Source organism: Zemynaea arenosa (genome assembly GCF_004614185.1).
Classification (GTDB): domain Bacteria; phylum Pseudomonadota; class Gammaproteobacteria; order Burkholderiales; family Burkholderiaceae_D; genus Telluria; species Telluria arenosa.
The window spans coordinates 49,344-67,678 of the sequence record NZ_SPVF01000142.1 but is presented as its reverse complement, the minus strand read 5'-3'; the positions used below and the strand labels follow the sequence as shown (position 1 = coordinate 67,678).

Genomic DNA, 18,335 nt, shown 5'->3' with positions numbered 1-18,335 from the left:
AAGCTGCCCAACGTGGACACCGTGCAGGTGGATTCGGCCTGGGTCAAGCGCCTGGCCGCCCTGCTGGGCATCCTGCGCCTGATCCTGCTGATGCTGGCCCTGACCCTGGGCACGGTGGTGGTCGCGGTGGTCTTCAACACCATCCGCCTGCAGGTGCTTACGCAGCGCGACGAGATCGCGGTCTCCAAGCTGCTGGGCGCCACGGACAACTTCATCCACCGCCCCTTCTATTACACGGGCGCCCTGCTGGGCCTGTGCGCGGGGGCCGTGGCTCTCGGCGCGGTGGCCCTCGCGCTCCAGCCACTCAACGCGGCGATTGCCGAATTTGCACGGCTGTACGCGTCCGAGTTCCAGCTCGCGCCCCTGCCGCCGCTCGGCATCGCCGCCCTGCTGGCCGTCAGCGCGGCACTCGGCCTGGTCGGCGCGGTGCTGTCGGTGCAGCGCCACCTGCGCCGCCTCACCTGAATTAAGTCCCTCTTCAGTTCCCCCGACGATACTGGGCCTATCACAGTGATGGCCCAGAGCGTTAGACATCGCACAGAGGTGCGCACTGGGGAAGCCTACGATGGTTCCAACGTCGTCATCCCACCCCTATCAATTACTCTTCTGCAATAAGCTCTGGCTATCACCGCCATTCGAAGAGGTCATTAGCACTCACCACCGAAGAGTGCTAATATATGACTCAAGGTAAGTCTCTCACGCAGTTAGAGCAGAACATTTCAAGAGGAAAGCCATGACTAACACCGCACAATCCGCACTGGTCCCGATGGGCAATCGTGGCTTGGGCCTGGGTTTTTCCGGAAATCTGGGCAACATCGATGCCTACATCTCGGCGGTGAATCGTCTGCCGATGCTCACGCATGAAGAAGAAGTTTCTCTCGCCAGGGCCCTTCGCGAGAAGAATGATCTGAACGCCGCGCAGAAGCTGGTGATGTCGCACCTGCGCCTGGTGGTCTCGATCGCGCGCGGCTACCTGGGCTATGGCCTGCCGCATGCCGACCTCATTCAAGAAGGCAACATTGGCCTGATGAAAGCCGTAAAGCGCTTCGACCCGAACCAGGGGGTGCGTCTTGTTTCCTATGCAATGCACTGGATCAAGGCCGAGATGCACGAGTACATCCTGAAGAACTGGCGCCTGGTCAAGGTGGCGACCACCAAGGCCCAACGCAAGCTGTTCTTCAACCTGCGCTCCAACAAGGTGGGCCTGGATGCGATGAGCCCCACGCAGATCGACGAGATGGCCAAGATGCTCGACGTGAAGCGCGAGGAAGTGATCGAGATGGAAACCCGCCTGTCGGGCCGCGACATCGCGCTGGAAGCGCCGACCGACGACGATGGCGAAGACAAGTTTTCGCCGATCGCCTATCTGTCGTCGGACAGCCAGGAACCGACCCGCGTGCTGGAAGCCGAGCAGCGCGACCGCCTGCACTCCGAAGGCCTGGAGACCGCGCTGTCGAAGCTGGACCCGCGCTCGCGCCGCATCATCGAAGCGCGCTGGCTGGCCAACGACGACGGCTCGGGCGCCACGCTGCACACGCTGGCCGAGGAATTCGGCGTGTCGGCCGAGCGCATTCGCCAGATCGAATCGGCCGCGCTGAAGAAGATGAAGGGCGCGCTGGCCGCTTACGTGTAAGCGTCAAGCCCCCACCACAAAGGCACCGTGCGCGGTGCCTTTTTTTCGTCCCTGCCCTGCGCCCCCGGCCGACCCGCTTTGCTAGTATCGACCCGATCCCTCAACCATCGGAGTCCATCATGAGACGAGTCCCGCTCACCCTGGCCGCGGCCCTGCTGCCCACCGTGCTGCTGTGCGGCTGCGCAGCCCGGGCCCAGGACCAGAACGCGCCAGCCGTGCAGGAAGCCAGCTACCCGCTGTCGCAAGGGTCTACCGCGACCCTCGCACCCAATGTCGTCGTCACGCTGGACAGCGTCAACGACAGCCGCTGCCCCAAGAACGTGATGTGCGTGCGCAAGGGCGATATCACCTACAGCTTTACGCTCACCGCGCATGGCCGCGCGGAGAAGTTCACGCTGACGCCGGACCAGCCGACCTACACACCGTCCGGGCTTCCCGGTGTAAGCTTGACCATGGACGGCGGCGATGCTCCCGCGCCCGCGCGCGATGCCGATCCCACGCCAGCCCATAACGTGACCTTGCAGGTCGCGCGCCGCAATCAATAACGCAGCCCATAACGACAACGAACGATGGCCAAGAGAACCCCGCTCCAGCTCACCCCAGCCCTCCTCTTCACCCTCATCTGCGCCGCACCTGCCCTGGCCAAGTCGCCGGTGGCCACGGGCACCGGTGGCGCGGTCGCCACCATCAGCGAGAAAGCTTCCGAGTCCGCGCTCAAGATCCTCAACCAGGGCGGCAACGCCATCGACGCGGCCGTGGCAGCTGCAGCGACGCTGGGCGTGACCGATCCGTTCAGCTGCGGCATCGGCGGCGGTGGCTTCATGGTCATCTATCTGGCCAAGGAAAACCGCGTCATCACCATCGATCATCGCGAATCTGCGCCCGCCGCGGCCACCTACCGTAGCTTCACGGGGCCGGATGGCAAGGCGCTGGACTTCGAGACCGTGGTGGCGAGCGGCCTGTCGGTTGGCGTCCCCGGCACGGTGCGCGGGTGGCACGAGGCGCTGGAGCGCTACGGCAGCATGTCCTTCAAGCAGGTGCTGGCGCCGGCGATCGACGTGGCCTCCAAAGGCTTCACGGTGACGCCCACCTTCAGCCGCCTGGTGCAGATGAACGAGCCGAAGTTCGCGGCTTTCCCCGATACAGCGAAGCTCTATCTCCGCGATGGCAAGGCGCTGCCTGCGGGCTCGGTGCTGCGCAACCCGGACCTGGCCAAGGCCTACCGCGACATCGCCGCGCGCGGCTACCGTGCTTTCTATTCCGGTCCGATGGCGAAAGCGATCGTCGATACGGTGACGCACCCGCGCACCGCGGCCGGCCGCACCGTCCCCGCCGGGACCATGACGCTGGCCGACCTCTCCAACTACGAAGCGCGCATCCGCCAGCCGATCCACACGACCTACCGTGGCTACGATATCTACGGCATGCCCGCCCCATCCAGCGGCGGCACCACGGTGCTGGAAGCGCTCAACATCCTGGAAGGCTACGACCTCAAATCCATGCCGCGCGACCGCGCCGAGCACCTGTACATTGAGGCCGCCCGCATGGCGTTCGCGGACCGCAACGCCTATCTGGGCGACCCGGAGTACGTGGACGCACCCGTCGAGGGCCTGCTGGACAAGAAGTTCGCCGCCACCCGCCGCGCCCTGATCCCGCTCGACCGCGACCCCGGTGTGGCCGAAGCGGGTAACCCGTATGCCTTCGTCACCGACCCGAGCTACCCGATGGTCCCGCGCAGCGCGGCTGCGGCGCAGCGGCCCGAATCCATGCATACCACGCACCTCGCGGTGTCGGACAAGGACGGCAACATCGTCGCCTACACCTTCACCATCGAATCATGGGGTGGCAGCGGCATGGTGGTGCCGGGCTACGGCTTCCTGCTGAATAACGAGCTGACCGACTTCGACTTCATGGCGCCCGCGCCCAACGTGATCGAGGGCGGCAAGCGCCCGCGCAGCAGCATGGCGCCGACGATCGCCTTCAAGAACGGCAAGCCCGCGTTCACCGTGGGCAGCCCGGGTGGCGCGACCATCATCACCACCGTGCTGCAGACGATCTTCAACTACGTGGATCTCGGCATGCCGATGGACCAGGCCCTGAACGCGCCGCGTATCAGCAGCCGCAATGGCAGCACCATCGACATCGAACCCGGCTTCCCCGGCAGCGCCCAAGCCCGCGCGCTGGAAGGCTACGGCCACAAATGGGACCCGCAGCCTGACGAAATTGGCGCCGCCAACGCCATCGTCTTCAACCAGGACGGCACCGTGACGGCCGTCAGCGAAGGAAAGCGCCACGGCATCGGCACCGCCCTCGTGCAGCACAAGGCGCACTGACTCCTCCAAAAAAATGGGCCGGTACGAGACCGGCCCCAAGGAGGAGGAGAAAGCAAACTACTGCCTTACTACACACTACTACTGCGTACTACAACTGCGGTACTGCTACTGCGGTGCTACATCCGTTTCGATCACGCTCACAGGTGCGGCGTAATCTGCGGCATCAGCTGGTCGAAGGTGCGGCCGTTGCCGTTCTCGCCGATCGCATGCATCTTCCACTCGCCGTTATGGCGGTACACCTTGGCCATGATCTGCGCCGTGTGCGGACCTTGCACGGACAGGTCGTAGCGCGCGATCTCGCGCTGGTCCGCGTTGTTGAAGATGCGGCAGAACGCGTTCTGCACCTGCGCGAAGCTCTGGCCCGTGAAGCTGTTCACGGTGAATACCAGCGACTTCACCTGCGGCGGTACGTTCGCCAGGTCGACCACGATCTGCTCGTCGTCGCCATCGCCCGCGCCGGTGCGGTTATCGCCCGTGTGGACGATGCTGCCGTCCTTGCTGCGCAGCTGGCGGAACCAGACCACGTCCAGCGGCTGGTTGGACTCGTCGAACATCACGCACGAGGCGTCCAGGTCGATCTGCACCTGCGAGCCGCCAAAGCCGAACAAACCGCCCTTCTTCACCGCGTCCCACCCGAGACCCATGGTCACCTGGCGCAACGCGCCGCCGGCTTCCTTCTCGAGCGAGATCTTCTGGCCCTTCGTCAAATTCACTGCCATTTCTATACTCCTTTATCAGCGCTGCGCGCCTTGTTGCGTCCATTTCTGGAATGCGGCGCGATTGCGCGAGCACACATACACCTTGCCCTTGCCGGAGAAGCGCAGGACGATGCCCTCGCCGCTCACGGCACTGTTGACCAGATTGCCGAGGAAGCCCGCGCTCTGGCCCGTGGTCACCGAAACCTCGTACCGCAGCGTGCTGTCCCAGCACACGCAGTGCGAGTTGTCGATGATGGCGTCCTTGCCCGGCTCCACTTCCAGCACGGACATCGACCCGAAGCCCGACACCACCACCTGCCCCTGCCCCGACGTCTCAGTGACGAAGAAGCCTCCGCTTTGTGCGAACAGCGCGTTGCCGAGGCTCTGGGTGCGGACTTTGAGATCCACCCCGGAGCTGGCCGCGACGAAAGCACCGTCACTGATGATGTACTGGTTCGGGCCACAGTCCACGATCTGCATCGCGCCCGGCAGGGTCGGCGACAGCAGGCAGTCGCCATTGCCGCGCGTGGCCTCGATGTGCTGCTGGAAGAAGGACTCGCCGTTGGCAAAGGTCCGCATCAGCGCCGCACCGAGTCCGCCGCGCATGCGGCCCTTCAGCTCCAGCGTGGACTCCATCATCACCATCGCATCGGACTCGCAGTAGATCATCTCCCCCTGGCGCATGGACACATGCAGGAAGGGATCGACATCGCCGGTGACAGTAAAAACGGGCATCTTGGTCTCCTGTTGGTTGGGCCGCGCGTTAAACGTTCACGCCGAAGTTGCGGGCCAGGGGGCCGAGGCCACCCTTGAAGCCCTGGCCGACCGCGCGGAACTTCCAGTCGGCGCCATTGCGGTACACCTCACCAAAGATCATCGCGGTTTCGGTGGACGTGTCTTCCGACAGGTCGAAGCGGGCGATCTCGGTGGTGTTGGCCGCGTTCACGCAGCGCACGAAGGCGCGCTGCACCTGGCCGAAGTTCTGGCGGCGGGCCTCGCCGTCGTGGATGGTGACCGCGATCGCGATCTTGTCCACATCGGCCGGCACGCGGGTCAGGTCGATCGAAACCGTCTCGTCATCGCCTTCGCCGGCGCCGGTGCGGTTGTCGCCCGAGTGCTGCACCGAACCGTCGGCGGACTTCACGTTGTTGTAGAAGATGAAGTCCGCATCCGAACGCACCTTGCCGCCGTTATTGAGCAGGAAGACCACGCCGTCCAGGTCGAAGTCGCCGCCATCGGTGGAGCGCACGTCCCAGCCCAGACCCACGGTGAGCTTGTTGAGGCCCGGAGCTTCTTTCGACAGGTTGACGTTGCCGCCTTTTTGCAGGGTGATAGCCATTTGTGATTCTCCTTGAAGATCAATCTCAGTCATGAACTGACACCGTCGGTAAAACGCAGCGAGTCGGGGGTGTCGATGCCGCTCGCCGCGGGTCTTGCTTACGCTGCGGATTCAGGTTCCAGCAGCTTCTGTTCTTTCGCTTCCTTGCCTTCGACCGCTTCGAGGCGGGCTTGTTCCGACGCTTGTTCCTTTTTGTGCCGGATCGAGGACCACAGCGAGGCGACGATGAAGGCCACACCGATCAAACCCGTGAACAGCTCGGGGATGTGGTACTTCATGGAGGCCAGCATGATCGCGGCCAGGATGCCGATCGCGTAGTGCGCGCCGTGCTCCAGGTACACGAATTCGTCCAGCGTGCCCTTCTCCACCAGGTAGACCGTCAGCGACCGCACGAACATCGCGCCAATGGCCAGGCCCAGCATGATCACCACCACGTCCTGGGTGATCGCAAAGGCGCCGATCACACCATCGAAGCTGAAGGAGGCGTCCAGCACTTCCAGGTACAGGAAGGCGCCGATACCACCGCGCTTCACCACCTCGCCGACATTGCTGCCGCTTTCCTCTTCCTTTTCCAGCAGGCTGGAAATCATGTCCACGCCGACGTAGATCAGGATGCCCCACAGGCCGGAGACCAGGACCACCATCTGGCGGGCCGGCTCGACCAGCTGCATGCACGCCATGAGCACACCGATCGACACCATCACCGAGACCGAGGAGACCTTGCCCAGCTTGCCCAGCTTCTGCTCGAAGTGGCCCAGCCAGTGCAGCTCCTTCTCGTCATCGAGCAGGAAGTTCAGGAAGACCAGCAGCAGGAACATGCCGCCGAACGCCGCCACTTCCGCGTGGTGATCGGTCAGGTGCCGCGAGTACTCGGCGGGGTTGGTCAGCGCCAGCGTCCACACGTCCGGCAGGCTCAGATTCGCGGCCACCGCCACGATCACCAGCGGGAACAGCAAGCGCATACCGAAGACGGCGATGATGATGCCCACGCCCAGGAACAGCTTCTGCCAGAAGGCGTCCCACGTTTTCAGCACGGAGGCGTTGACCACCGCGTTGTCGAACGAGAGCGAGACTTCCATCACGCCCAGGATCGCTGCCACACCCATGGCGGTCAGCGCGCCGCTGATACCCGTATGCTCATAGCCCCACCATCCCGCGGCGGCCATACAGGCCAGCGTGACGAGGAACGAAACCCTGAAATGCTTCATCTTGATTTTCCTCCGTTCATGTTGCGTTGTTATTTGATGAAGCGCAGTGTAGGCCCATGCTAAGATTCGAAAAAGCGAAGTTTATTGAAGACTTACTTCCGAAAAATCTGAGGAATGTGACACCGCATGAATCCCGGCACTCTGAATTTCCGGCACCTGTACTACTTCTGGGTGGTCGCCAAGGAGGGCAGCATCACGCGTGCTGCCGAGCGCTTGGGCCTGGCCGTGCAGACGGTATCGACGCAGCTGCAGCTGCTCGAACAATCGGTCGGCAAGGCCCTGCTGGCGCCGCAGGGTCGGCGCATGGTGCCGACCGAGGCGGGCCGTCTCGCGCTCAACTATGCAGACCAGATTTTCCTGCTCGGCGAACGCTTGCAGGAGGCGCTCGACGATGCGGACACGGGCCAGATGCGCCTCACGGTCGGCATCTCGGACTCGCTGCCCAAGCTGTCCGCCTTCCGCCTGCTGGAGCCGACCATGCGGCTGGACACGCCCGTGCGCCTGCTCTGCTTCGAAGACCAGTTCGAGGCCCTGCTGGCCGACCTGGCGATGCACAAGCTGGACGTGGTGCTGACCGACCGTCCGGTGCGCGCCAACACCACCATGCGCGTGTTCAGCCATCTACTGTTCGAAAGCGAGACCATTGTGGTCGGCACGCCGCAGCTGGCCCGCAAGTACAAGGGCAAGTTCCCCGAAAGCCTGAAGGGCGCGCCCTTCCTGCTCCCGGCCCGCAACAACGCACTGCGCGGCCGCATCGACGAATGGTTCGAGCTGCACGGGGTGCGTCCCCACATCGCGGGCGAATTCGAGGACAACGCGCTCCTGAATACTTTCGGACGCAATGGCGCGGGCCTGTTCTTTGCCCCGGCGGCGCTGGCGGCGGACGTGCAGGCGCAATTCAACGCGGTCGTCGTCGGCCGTGTGCCCGAGGTCACCGAACAGTATTTCGCGATCTCCAAGGAACGCCGGATCAAGCACCCGGCCGTGGAGGCGATCCTGGCGGCGGCAGAGCAAGGCGCTCTGATACCGCAATGAGCCTTACAATAGCGCCATGATCAATGTCCTCTTCGTCGTCCTGGCGCTGCTGCTGGTCGCGCTCAACGGTTTCTTTGTGGCGGCCGAATTCGGCATTGTCACGCTTCGCCCCACCCGCGTGCGCGCGATTGCCAAGACGCAGGGCCTGCGCGGCCGCATCCTGGCCGAGGTCCATGGCAAGCTCGATGCCTACCTCTCCGCCTGCCAGCTGGGCATCACGCTCGCCTCCCTGGGCCTGGGCTGGATCGGCGAACCAGCCTTCGCGCAACTGCTGGAACCTGTCTTCGGCCTGCTCGGCGTAACCTCCCAGTCCATCATCCACGGCGTGTCCTTCGTGATCGCGTTCGGCGTGATCTCCTTCCTGCACATCGTAGTCGGCGAGCTGGCGCCGAAGTCGATGGCGATCCGCATGCCGGAGGCGGTGGGCCTGTGGAGCGCGGTGCCGCTGTATGGCTTTTACTGGGCCATGTATCCCGCTATCTGGGTGCTGAACGCCAGCGCCAACATGGTACTGCGCGTGGCCGGCCTCTCCGGCAAGGGCGCTGGCCACGGCCAGGCCCACTACTCGGTCGAGGAACTGAAGCTGATCCTGCGTACCAGCCAGCCGGGCAAATTCACGTCCGAAGAACACAATGTGCTCGCGGGCTCGCTGGATTTTTCAGCCTTGCAGGTCTCTGACCTGATGCGGCCCATTAACGAGGTGATCGCCCTGCACGCAAACCGCTCGCTGGACGAGAACCTGCAGACCATGGTGCGCAACCGCTTCTCGCGCTACCCCTACTTCGATGCCACCGGCGACGAAGTGGAAGGCGTGATCCACCTGAAGGACCTGTTCTTCGCCCAGCACGCGGGCAAGCCGATCGACGACCTCACGGACTTCCTGCGCCCGGTCGAGACCCTCTCCGGGCGCACCAAGGCGCTGGAACTGTTCCGCCGCTTCCGCGAGGGTGCGCCGCACTTTGCGCTGATCGGCGAAAAGGGCAAACGGCCGGTCGGCTTCATCACGCTCGACAACCTGCTTGGTGCGATGGTCGGCGAGATCCACGATGAATTCCGCCTCAACGAAAACGACTGGCTGCGCCAGCCCGACGGTGCGCTGATCGGCAAGGCCAGCCTGCCCATCTTCTCACTGGAACGCGCGCTGGGCATCGACATCGACGACGACGAGTTCGATGGCGTGGAGTCGGTGGGGGGCCTCATCATGCTCAAGCTGGGGGACATTCCCAAGCAGGGGCAGCGCATCGAGTTCGACTACTTCGACATCGTGGTGCGCAAGATGAACGGCCCGCGCATCGTGCTGGTGAAAGTGATCCCGCGCCCCGGCCGCACGGCCGACGACGACGAACATCGCGACTGAATTACGGCTGCTTGTCCTTGGCCTGCCCGCCTTCGGGTGAGCGCAGCGGGCCTTCCGGCTCGACGCCGGTCCAGTCCCGCATCAGCGAGAAGCCCACGGCCAGCAGCGTGGGGCCGATGAAGATGCCCACGAAGCCGAAGGCCAGCACGCCACCGAGGACACCCAGCAGCACCAGCAGGAACGGCAGGTCCGAGCCACGGCTAATCAGCATCGGCTTGACCACGTTATCGACGCTGCTGATCGCAAAGAAGCCCCACACCAGCATGAAGATGCCCCACCCCGTATAGCCCTGATTGAACAGCCACAGGGCGGCACCGCCCCAGATGATGGGCGGGCCCACGGGGATCAGCGAGAACACGAAGGTCATTGAAGCCAGCAGGCCGACGGCCGGCACACCGGCGATGGCAAAGCCGAGCGCCGCGACCAGGGCCTGCGCCAAGGCGGTGCCGAGCAGCCCGTACATCACGCCGCGCACGGTGCGCACGACAATCGCCAGCACGTCCGGCGCGCTGCGGCCGATCAGCCGCTCCATGGCGATGCCGATGGCACGCCCGATGGCCTGGCCGTCGCGATACAGGAAGAAGCTGACGAAGGCCGCCAGGCTGACCTGGGCCACACCCGCCCCCAGCACCAGCGCGCCGCTGGCGAGGAAGTGGCGGGCCGGTTCCAGCATGCGCTGCGCCAGCGCGGCCAAGGCCTCGCGGCTGCCAAGCAGGTTGCGAATGTAGGTGTCAGCATATTCGCCCACCAGCGGAATGTCGCGCAGCCAGGCAGGCGGCTGGATGCCGCCGTTGGCGATGGCCTTGCGCGCTTCGTCGTAGAAACCCGCGACGTTGTCCGCCATGTTGTAGGCCACCAGTGCCAATGGCACGATCACCAGCAGCGTGAGCGTGAGGCTCATGATGAGCGCCGCCAGGGTTCTGCGCCCGCCGATGTGCCCGAGCAGGCGCTGATACAGTGGCCAGGTGCAGACCGCGACGGCGGCCGCAAACAGCACGGCGGCGAGGAAGGGCGCGAGGACGACGGCGCAGCCGAGGATCAGCAGCGCGACGGCTGCCATGCGGGTGAGGTTGGCGGTGCGCTTGTCCATGCGCGCCGGTCAGCCCAGCAGCTGCTTGATGTCGCTGGTGATGGCTTCCGGCGCCTGCCCGTTGCGGATGAACAGGCGCACCTTGCCGCTCTTGTCGAACACGTACATGCCGGCTGTGTGGTCCATCGAGTAGCTATCGGGCTGGGAGCCGGGCACCTTCTGGTAGAACACCTTGAACTCCTTGGCCACCGCCTTGGTCTCTTCGGCGCTCCCGCGCAGGCCGAGGAAGCGCTTGTCGAAGTTGGGCACGTACTGCTTGAGCAATTCCTGCGTGTCGCGCTCCGGGTCCACGGTCACGAACAGTACTTGCACCTGGTCGGCCTGCGGGCCCAGTTGCTGCATCACTTTCGACAGCTCGGCCATGGTGGTCGGACACACGTCCGGGCACTGGGTGTAGCCGAAGAACATGACCACCACCTTGCCCTTGAAATCCGCCAGGGTGCGCTGCTGGCCGTTCTGGTCCGTCAGCGAAAAGTTCTTGGCGTAGTCGAGGCCCGTGATGTCGGTGTTCTGGAAGCTGAGCGGCTTGCCCGGTTTGTCGCAACCCACCAGCGCCAGCGGAAGGAGGACCGCCAGCATGCACAGGAATCGTTTCATGGTCAGAACCTGAAGTAGTGATCGACCAGCAGCGCAGCAAACAGCAGCGAGAGGTAGATGATCGAGTACGTGAAAGCCTTGCGGGCCACGAGGTCGTTGTAGTGCTTGTGCACCAGCCACGCGTAGCGCAGGAAGATGGCGTTGAGGATCACCGCCGAGACGAGGTAGATCAGGCCACTCATCTGCACCGCAAACGGCAGCATGGTGCAGGCCGCGAGCACGATGGTGTACAGCCACACGTGGTAGCCGGTGAATTGCAAGCCGTGAGTCACGGGTAGCATCGGCAGGCCGGACCGGGAGTAATCGTCGCGCCGGTACATGGCGAGCACCCAGAAATGCGGCGGGGTCCAGACAAAGATGATCAGCACCAGCAGCCAGGCCTGCATCGGCACGTCGTTGGCGATGGCCGCCCAGCCCAGTGCGGGCGGCATGGCGCCGGACAGGCCGCCGATCACGATGTTCTGCGGCGTGGCAGGCTTCAGCACCAGCGTGTAAATCACCGCGTAACCGACGAAGGTGACGAAGGTGAGCCACATCGTGAGCGGATTGACAAGCGCATACAGCACCCACATCCCCGCTCCGCCGATGATCGCGGAGAACAGCAGCACTTGCGGGGTGGTCAGCTCGCCCTTGGCGGTCGCGCGGCGCGCGGTGCGGGCCATGCGCGCATCGATCTGCGCCTCGACCAGGCAGTTGATGGCGAAAGCGGCACCGGCCAGCAGCCAGATGCCGATGGTCCCGGCGATCAGCGGCTGCCACCCGGGGAAGCCGTCGGTGGCGAGGAACATGCCGATCACCGCGCAGAACACGGCCAGCTGCGTCACGCGCGGCTTGGTCAGGGCCCAGTACTGGGCGGCGCGGCCGGTTTGGCCGGGCCGTTTGGGGTGAGCTGCGGTCTGGGAAGTCATGCTGCTTTGGGGTGTGCGGCGGGTGAGGCCTGGAGTAAAGACTTGACCCTGTAGTTTAACATGGCCGTCAAGAGCACAAGGAGCGCGGCGCCCGCATTGTGCAGGACCGCGATCACCAGCGGAGAGCTCAGGTAGATGGTGGCGATGCCGGTCGCGGCCTGCGCCAGCAGCACCCACATGATGCCGCGGCCGGGCGCGCGCAGGGCGGGCACCCTCATCGCCCGCGCCGCCGTGTAGCCGGCGACCAGGAACACGACCAGGGCGAAGTTGCGGTGCACCCAATGGATCGCGGTCAGTGCCTGGAACGGAAGGTAATGGCCCGCCGCGGTCTTGCCGAGTTCACGCCACAGGTGGAAACCGTGCTCGAAGTCCATCGCCGGCACCATCCGGCCGGCGCAAGTGGGGTATTCGGTGCAGGCCAGGGTCGCGTAGTTGGTGCTCACCCAGCCGCCCAATGCCACTTGCACCACCACGACGACGGCGGTGAGCAGCGCCAGCATGCGCACGCGGGCCAGCTGCGCGGCCGTCTGGGTGGGGTCAGCGGGGACGCGGTCCTGCCGGGAGGCGAGCCACGTGAACAAGGCCAGGGTGCTCATCCCGAGCAGCAGGTGGCCGGTCACGATCACCGGCTGCAGTTTGAGCGTCACGGTCCAGCGCCCAAATGCCCCGGTCAGGCAGATCCACAAAAAGGTCAGCAGCGGCACGCCGATCGAATACACCTTGTCGCCGGTCGCCCTCCAGCGCCTCCACGACCACACCAGCACCGCGGTCGCCAGCAGGCCGATGGTCATGGCAAAGAAGCGATGGATCATCTCAACCCAGGCCTTGAACACGGTCACGGGCCCGGTCGGCAAGAGCTCCTCGGCGCGGGCGATGTGTTCATGCGCGAGGAAGGGGTTGGCCAGGCCATAGCACCCCGGCCAGTCCGGGCAGCCGAGCCCCGAGTCGGTCAGGCGCGTGAACGCCCCGAACACCACCAGGTCGAAGGTGAGGAACATGCAGACCCGCACCAGCTTACGGTACTTGTTGGGGTCCGGCGAACGCAGGACCCACAGCAGCGGCACCACGGCAATGACCAGCGCCGTGAGGCTCAGCAAGAACAGCGACCACGGTGCCATGGCTCAGCCGATCCCCGAGGCCTTGAGCACCCGGTACAGGTCCTTCTTCACACGCTTCGGCTCCGGGTTCTGCGGGAAACGCAGCATCAGGTTGCCCAGCGGGTCGAGCAGATAGATGTGGGTGGACGCCGGCTCCGTGCCCTCCACCGGCAGCCACTTGGCCACCACCGCCGGGTCCACGCGCAACACGCGCATGCCGTCGTACTCGCGCAGCAGCAGCGTTTCGATCGGCTCCTGGTCCGTCACGAGCCACACGCGCTCGATGCGCTCCATCTCCTTGCCCTGCATGAGGCGCAGCTGGCGCATGGCGAACAGCTGCTTGTTGCAGGCGTCATCGCATGCGGCCGGACCGGCGCGCAGCATCAGCCACTTGCCCTTGTAGGCTTCCAGGCTGGTGGCCTTGCCATCGAGCGTGGTCGCATTGAGCGCGGGGATCGGATACTGGCGCGGGTCGATCAGGGTGCCGTAGTTGTCCTTGGCCATGTCCCTGGCGAAGCCGCCGTAATAGAAGATGTACGAGGCGATCAGCGGCGAGGCGCAAACGGCCAATACGGCCATCAGCTTCCAGCGTCCGCTGCGGGTTTGCTTACTGTTTTCCACGTCTGAATCCTGTGAAGACGAAAAAGAGCGCGGCCATCACGGCCAGCGCGTACCACTGGAAGGCATAGCCTTTGTGCTTGTCGATACCGAAAGATGGCGACGGCCAGTCCCGCACCAGCGTGTCTCCGGCCTGCGCCGCGTCGCCGGTCTGCTCGACCACGAACGGCGCCAATGCCAGCCCGCTGGCCGGCGCCAGCTGCGCCGGTTCGATATTCTGCACGATCGCGCCCGGCTTGACGGCGGCGGCAGCGCCCAGCTGCAGGACATGGCCCGCGCTGGCGACTGCCCTGCCCTGCACCGTCACCTCGCCGGTGGGCGTGGCATACGACGCAATCTGCGCGCGGTTGGCCGGATCGACCGGTAGCCAGCCGCGTGCGACCAGCACGTGCTGGTGGCTGCCCGCAAGCTTCAGTGGCATCAGCACGTAGAAGCCGGAGCGGCCCTTGTAGGGGCGGTTGTCGAGATAGACGGCCCATTGCGGGACCCAGGTGCCGGTCGCCTGCACGCGGCGGTACTCGGCGAAATCGGTCGTCGGCAATGCAGCGCCGCCCAGCACCAGCGGCGCCTGGGCCGCACGCGCTTCCACGCGCCATTGCAGCGCCGTCTTGTATGCGGCCCGGCGCTCCTGCCAGTTGCCGAGCGAGATTCCGAGCGCCACCAGCGCCACGGTGACGGTAAAGGGGATGAGACGGAAGCGGAAAGCCATCGGATATATCGCTTAGCGAATCCCGGTGGGCTGGATGTACCCCAGCTTGTAGAGCATTAGGATGCAGATGAACAGCAGCACCGACAGTCCCACGCGCATGGCCAGCGCCTGCACCGTGCGGTTGCTCTTGCCCTTGTCACGCATGAGGAAGAACAGCGCCGAGGCCAGGCTGCCGATGATCAGGATGAAGGCGATGCCGACGAAGATTTTCATAATGAGCCGCCAAAGAAAAAAGCCGCCGCCGGAGGATCCGGCCGGCGGCTTTCGTTTGGATCGAGTCCCCGGCTTACAGCCAGTAGACGACGATGTAGAGGCCGAGCCAGACCACGTCCACGAAGTGCCAGTACCAGGCCGCGCCTTCGAAGGCGAAGTGGTGGTCCGGGGTGAAGTCGCCACGCAGCACGCGGCGCAGCACCACCGCCAGCATGATCGCGCCCATGGTCACGTGGAAGCCGTGGAAGCCGGTCAGCATGAAGAAGGTCGAGCCGTAGATGCCGGAGGTGAGCTTGAGGTTCAGCTCAGTGTAGGCATGGTGGTACTCGTACGCCTGGAAGCCCATGAACACGGCGCCCAGCAGGATGGTCAGCGCCAGCCAGAAGGCGGTCTTGCCACGCTGGCCCGCGCGCAGGGCGTGGTGCGAGATTGTGAGAGTGACGCCGGAGGTCAGCAGCAGCGCGGTGTTGATGGTCGGGATCGGGAACGGGCCCATGGTGCGGAAGGACTCGATCGTGCCTGCCGGACCGGCGTTGCCCCAGTGGGCGGCGAAGTCGGGCCACAGGACCTTGTGGTCCAGGTCCGCCAGCCACGGCATGGTGACCGAACGGGCGTAGAACAGCGCGCCGAAGAAGGCGCCGAAGAACATCACTTCCGAGAAGATGAACCAGGACATCGACCAGCGGAACGAGGTGTCGATACGCTGGTTGTACTTGCCGCCTTCGGATTCGGCGATCGCTTCGCCGAACCAGAAGTACAGCACGGCGATGGTGCACAGGATGCCGGCGATATTCAGCGGCATGCCCCACTCGGCGCCATTCACCCAGCCCGATGCACCGGCCATGGTGGCGAGCATCGAGATGCCGGCCATGACGGGCCAGCGCGATGGACCGGGTACGTAATAGTACGGCGCGGCGTGATTAGAGCTCATTCTTCATCTCCCAAAAAACTTGCTGATTTTTTGCTGTACGTCCTCCCCGCCGCGCGGGAAGAACATGATTTTCTTTTTATGCCTTGGATACTGCGAATTTCACGATCGTCACCAGGATCCCGATGAACAGCGCTGCACCGATCACGCCCGCAATGATCACGTGAATGGGATTCAGCTGCGCCGAATCCTTCTCGTAATCGCTGCGCTTGCGGATCCCGAAGAAGGACCAGAACACCGCCTTCATCGTGGCCAGGAACGACGCCTTGCGTTTATGAGCGTCGTTCATTGCTGCGCCACCGCTCCTGCGACTTCAAAAAACGTGTACGACAAGGTGATGGTCTTGACGTCCTTCGGCAGGGCCGGGTCGACGTAGAACACCACCGGATACTGCTTGGCCTCATTCGGCTTGAGGGTCTGCTGCTTGAAGCAGAAGCACTCCACCTTCTTGAAGTGCGGCCCGGCCGACTGCGGCGCGTAACTCGGAATCGCCTGGGCGACCATGGTGCGCGGCTGGATGTTGACGACTTCGTAGACCACCGTCGTCATCTCGCCCGGGTGCACGGTAACGCTGGACTGCACGGGACGGAAGCGCCAGGGACCATGGGCGTTCCCGTCCAGCTCCACTGTCACGCTGCGGCTCATGTCCACTTGCGTGTTCTTGGCCACGTCGTCCTTCTGGGTGATGGTGTTCACACCCAGCAGCTCGCACACCTGCTTGTACACCGGGATCAGCGCGTAGCCGAAGCCGAACATGAGGATCGCGACCACCACCAGCTTGCCCATCATCGCCTTGTTCAGGCGAGTGGTCGCATTCGGCGTCGCGTTCTCGGTGCTCATCTCTACATCAACCAGAGGCGTTTCACAAACAGCATCACGAAGAAGAACAGTGCGACCCCGGCCAGCAGCAGTCCGGTACGCAGGTTATTCGGCTTCTTCTTCGGTTGCTCAGCCATGATCGTCATCGATTACTTGACCAGCGGCGGTTCTTCGAAGGTGTGGAACGGCGCCGGCGACGGCACGGTCCACTCCAGGCCTTCGGCGCCTTCCCACGGCTTGTCGGCCGCCTTCTTGCCGCCGCGGATGGTCGGCAGCACCACGAAGAACAGGAAGAACACCTGCGACAGGCCGAACCAGAAGCCGCCGATGGAGGCGATGGCGTTGAAGTCCGCGAACTGCGCCGGGTAGTCGGCGTAGCGGCGCGGCATGCCGGCCAGGCCCAGGAAGTGCATCGGGAAGAAGGTCACGTTGAACGAGATCAGCGAGGACCAGAAGTGGACCTTGCCCATGGTCTCGTTGTACATGTGGCCCGTCCACTTCGGACCCCAGTAGTAGAAGCCCGCGAACAGCGCGAACAGCGAACCGGCCACCAGCACGTAGTGGAAGTGCGCCACCACGTAATAGGTGTCCTGCAGCTGGATGTCGATCGGGGTCACGGCCAGGATCAGGCCCGTGAAGCCGCCCATGGTGAACACGAAGATGAAGCCGACCGCGAACAGCATCGGGGTCTCGAAGGTCATCGAGCCTTTCCACATGGTGGCGACCCAGTTGAACACCTTCACGCCGGTCGGCACCGCGATCAGCATGGTCGCGTACATGAAGAACAGCTGCGAGGTCACCGGCATGCCGGTGGTGAACATGTGGTGGGCCCACACGATGAAGGACAGAATCGCGATCGACGCGGTCGCGTACACCATCGAGGCGTAGCCGAACAGCGGTTTGCGCGCGAAGGCCGGAATGATCTGCGAGACGATGCCGAACGCCGGCAGGATCATGATGTACACCTCGGGGTGGCCGAAGAACCAGAAGATGTGCTGGTACATGACCGGGTCACCGCCACCGGCGGCGTTGAAGAACGAGGTGCCGAAGTGGCGGTCGGTCAGCGTCATGGTGATGGCGCCAGCCAGCACCGGCATCACGGCGATCAGCAGGTAGGCGGTGATCAGCCAGGTCCAGCAGAACATCGGCATCTTCATCAGCGTCATGCCAGGGGCGCGCATGTTGAGGATGGTGACGATGATGTTGATCGAACCCATGATCGACGAAGCACCCATGATGTGCATCGCGAAGATACCCATGTCCATGCCCGCGCCCATCTGGGTCGACAGCGGCGCGTACAGGGTCCAGCCGGCCGCGGTGGCGCCGCCCGGGACCAGGAACGAGGTCGCGAGCAGGATCGCCGCCGGCGGCAGCAGCCAGAACGAGAAGTTGTTCATGCGCGCGAACGCCATGTCGGACGCGCCGATCTGCAGCGGGATCATCCAGTTCGCGAAGCCGACGAAGGCCGGCATGATCGCGCCGAACACCATGATCAGGCCGTGCATGGTGGTCAGCTGGTTGAAGAACTCCGGATTGAAGAACTGCAGGCCCGGCTGGAACAGCTCCAGGCGGATGCCCATCGCCAGCAGGCCGCCCGAGAGCAGCATGATGAACGAGAACCAGAGGTACAGCGTGCCGATGTCCTTGTGGTTGGTGGCGAACAACCAGCGCCGCCAGCCGTGCGGATGGTCGTGGTGATGGTCGTGCGCGTGGTCAGCGTGACCGTGATCGATAGTTGCGGTGCTCATCTCTG

22 protein-coding genes are annotated in these 18,335 nt (G+C 64.3%); 6 read left to right on the top strand and 16 right to left on the bottom strand.

Features of this window, described 5'->3' with window-relative positions; all coding sequences use genetic code 11:
* The 4 genes from E4L96_RS11515 to ggt form a co-directional block, all read left to right on the top strand.
* The coding region (locus tag E4L96_RS11515; protein WP_135207362.1) for a cell division protein FtsX at positions 1–465 on the top strand (465 nt) is incomplete at its 5' end.
* A gap of 301 nt (positions 466–766) precedes the next feature.
* Positions 767–1,633 carry an RNA polymerase sigma factor RpoH gene (gene rpoH, locus E4L96_RS11510; RefSeq protein WP_229414407.1) on the top strand — a complete coding sequence of 289 codons (867 nt, stop codon included), beginning with the start codon at positions 767–769 and terminating at the stop codon, positions 1,631–1,633.
* 119 nt (positions 1,634–1,752) lie between these two features.
* Entirely contained in the window at positions 1,753–2,178 is a 426-nt protein-coding gene (locus tag E4L96_RS11505) for a hypothetical protein (protein ID WP_135207360.1), read from the top strand.
* 24 nt (positions 2,179–2,202) lie between these two features.
* Positions 2,203–3,966 (top strand): gamma-glutamyltransferase, encoded by a 1,764-nt coding sequence (gene ggt, locus E4L96_RS11500; protein WP_135207359.1) that lies wholly within the window; start codon positions 2,203–2,205, stop codon positions 3,964–3,966.
* A 137-nt stretch (positions 3,967–4,103) separates the two neighbouring features.
* Here ggt and E4L96_RS11495 read toward each other — a convergent pair whose 3' ends face one another.
* The 4 genes from E4L96_RS11495 to E4L96_RS11480 form a co-directional block, all read right to left on the bottom strand.
* Positions 4,104–4,685 (bottom strand): TerD family protein, encoded by a 582-nt coding sequence (locus E4L96_RS11495; RefSeq protein WP_135207358.1) that lies wholly within the window; start codon positions 4,683–4,685, stop codon positions 4,104–4,106.
* 15 nt (positions 4,686–4,700) lie between these two features.
* A complete protein-coding gene (locus E4L96_RS11490; protein ID WP_135207357.1) occupies positions 4,701–5,399 on the bottom strand; it encodes a TIGR00266 family protein in 699 nt (232 codons plus the stop codon).
* Between the two features lie 28 nt (positions 5,400–5,427).
* On the bottom strand, positions 5,428–6,003 hold the full coding sequence (locus E4L96_RS11485) for a TerD family protein (protein ID WP_135207356.1): 576 nt from the start codon (positions 6,001–6,003) through the stop codon (positions 5,428–5,430).
* Between the two features lie 98 nt (positions 6,004–6,101).
* A complete protein-coding gene (locus E4L96_RS11480) occupies positions 6,102–7,211 on the bottom strand; it encodes a DUF475 domain-containing protein (RefSeq protein ID WP_135207355.1) in 1,110 nt (369 codons plus the stop codon).
* Positions 7,212–7,337: 126 nt separating this feature from the next.
* Here E4L96_RS11480 and nhaR point away from each other — a divergent pair, with 126 nt between their 5' ends.
* The gene (gene nhaR, locus E4L96_RS11475; protein ID WP_135207354.1) at positions 7,338–8,246 is read left to right on the top strand and encodes a transcriptional activator NhaR; all 909 of its coding nucleotides are present in this window, start codon (positions 7,338–7,340) and stop codon (positions 8,244–8,246) included.
* Positions 8,247–8,262: 16 nt separating this feature from the next.
* Positions 8,263–9,603, top strand: a complete 1,341-nt coding sequence (locus E4L96_RS11470; protein WP_135207353.1) for a hemolysin family protein — start codon at positions 8,263–8,265, stop codon at positions 9,601–9,603.
* A gap of 1 nt (position 9,604) precedes the next feature.
* Here E4L96_RS11470 and E4L96_RS11465 read toward each other — a convergent pair whose 3' ends face one another.
* The 12 genes from E4L96_RS11465 to ctaD all read right to left on the bottom strand — a co-directional run bounded on the left by E4L96_RS11465 (position 9,605) and on the right by ctaD (position 18,330).
* Entirely contained in the window at positions 9,605–10,693 is a 1,089-nt protein-coding gene (locus E4L96_RS11465) for an AI-2E family transporter (protein ID WP_135207352.1), read from the bottom strand.
* 9 nt (positions 10,694–10,702) lie between these two features.
* Entirely contained in the window at positions 10,703–11,290 is a 588-nt protein-coding gene (locus E4L96_RS11460; RefSeq protein ID WP_135207351.1) for an SCO family protein, read from the bottom strand.
* A gap of 2 nt (positions 11,291–11,292) precedes the next feature.
* Positions 11,293–12,198, bottom strand: coding sequence for a heme o synthase (gene cyoE, locus E4L96_RS11455; RefSeq protein ID WP_135207350.1), 906 nt, complete (start codon positions 12,196–12,198; stop codon positions 11,293–11,295).
* The gene (locus E4L96_RS11450; RefSeq protein WP_135207349.1) at positions 12,195–13,316 is read right to left on the bottom strand and encodes a COX15/CtaA family protein; all 1,122 of its coding nucleotides are present in this window, start codon (positions 13,314–13,316) and stop codon (positions 12,195–12,197) included. Before E4L96_RS11450 ends, cyoE begins: the two co-directional genes overlap by 4 nt.
* 3 nt (positions 13,317–13,319) lie before the next feature.
* Complete coding sequence (locus tag E4L96_RS11445; RefSeq protein WP_307721640.1) at positions 13,320–13,916, bottom strand: SCO family protein; 597 nt, start codon at positions 13,914–13,916, stop codon at positions 13,320–13,322.
* Complete coding sequence (locus tag E4L96_RS11440; protein ID WP_135207348.1) at positions 13,903–14,622, bottom strand: SURF1 family protein; 720 nt, start codon at positions 14,620–14,622, stop codon at positions 13,903–13,905. The genes E4L96_RS11445 and E4L96_RS11440 overlap by 14 nt, the downstream gene beginning before the upstream one ends.
* Before the next feature lie 12 nt (positions 14,623–14,634).
* The gene (locus tag E4L96_RS11435) at positions 14,635–14,835 is read right to left on the bottom strand and encodes a twin transmembrane helix small protein (protein ID WP_135207347.1); all 201 of its coding nucleotides are present in this window, start codon (positions 14,833–14,835) and stop codon (positions 14,635–14,637) included.
* 73 nt (positions 14,836–14,908) lie between these two features.
* On the bottom strand, positions 14,909–15,766 hold the full coding sequence (locus tag E4L96_RS11430) for a cytochrome c oxidase subunit 3 (protein ID WP_135207346.1): 858 nt from the start codon (positions 15,764–15,766) through the stop codon (positions 14,909–14,911).
* Between the two features lie 76 nt (positions 15,767–15,842).
* A complete protein-coding gene (locus E4L96_RS11425; RefSeq protein WP_135207345.1) occupies positions 15,843–16,052 on the bottom strand; it encodes a DUF2970 domain-containing protein in 210 nt (69 codons plus the stop codon).
* Complete coding sequence (locus E4L96_RS11420; protein ID WP_135207344.1) at positions 16,049–16,603, bottom strand: cytochrome c oxidase assembly protein; 555 nt, start codon at positions 16,601–16,603, stop codon at positions 16,049–16,051. Before E4L96_RS11420 ends, E4L96_RS11425 begins: the two co-directional genes overlap by 4 nt.
* A 2-nt stretch (positions 16,604–16,605) precedes the next feature.
* Positions 16,606–16,719 (bottom strand): cytochrome oxidase small assembly protein, encoded by a 114-nt coding sequence (locus E4L96_RS24070; RefSeq protein ID WP_220433422.1) that lies wholly within the window; start codon positions 16,717–16,719, stop codon positions 16,606–16,608.
* Between the two features lie 12 nt (positions 16,720–16,731).
* Positions 16,732–18,330, bottom strand: a complete 1,599-nt coding sequence (gene ctaD / locus E4L96_RS11415) for a cytochrome c oxidase subunit I (protein ID WP_135207343.1) — start codon at positions 18,328–18,330, stop codon at positions 16,732–16,734.
* Positions 18,331–18,335: the final 5 nt, after the last annotated feature.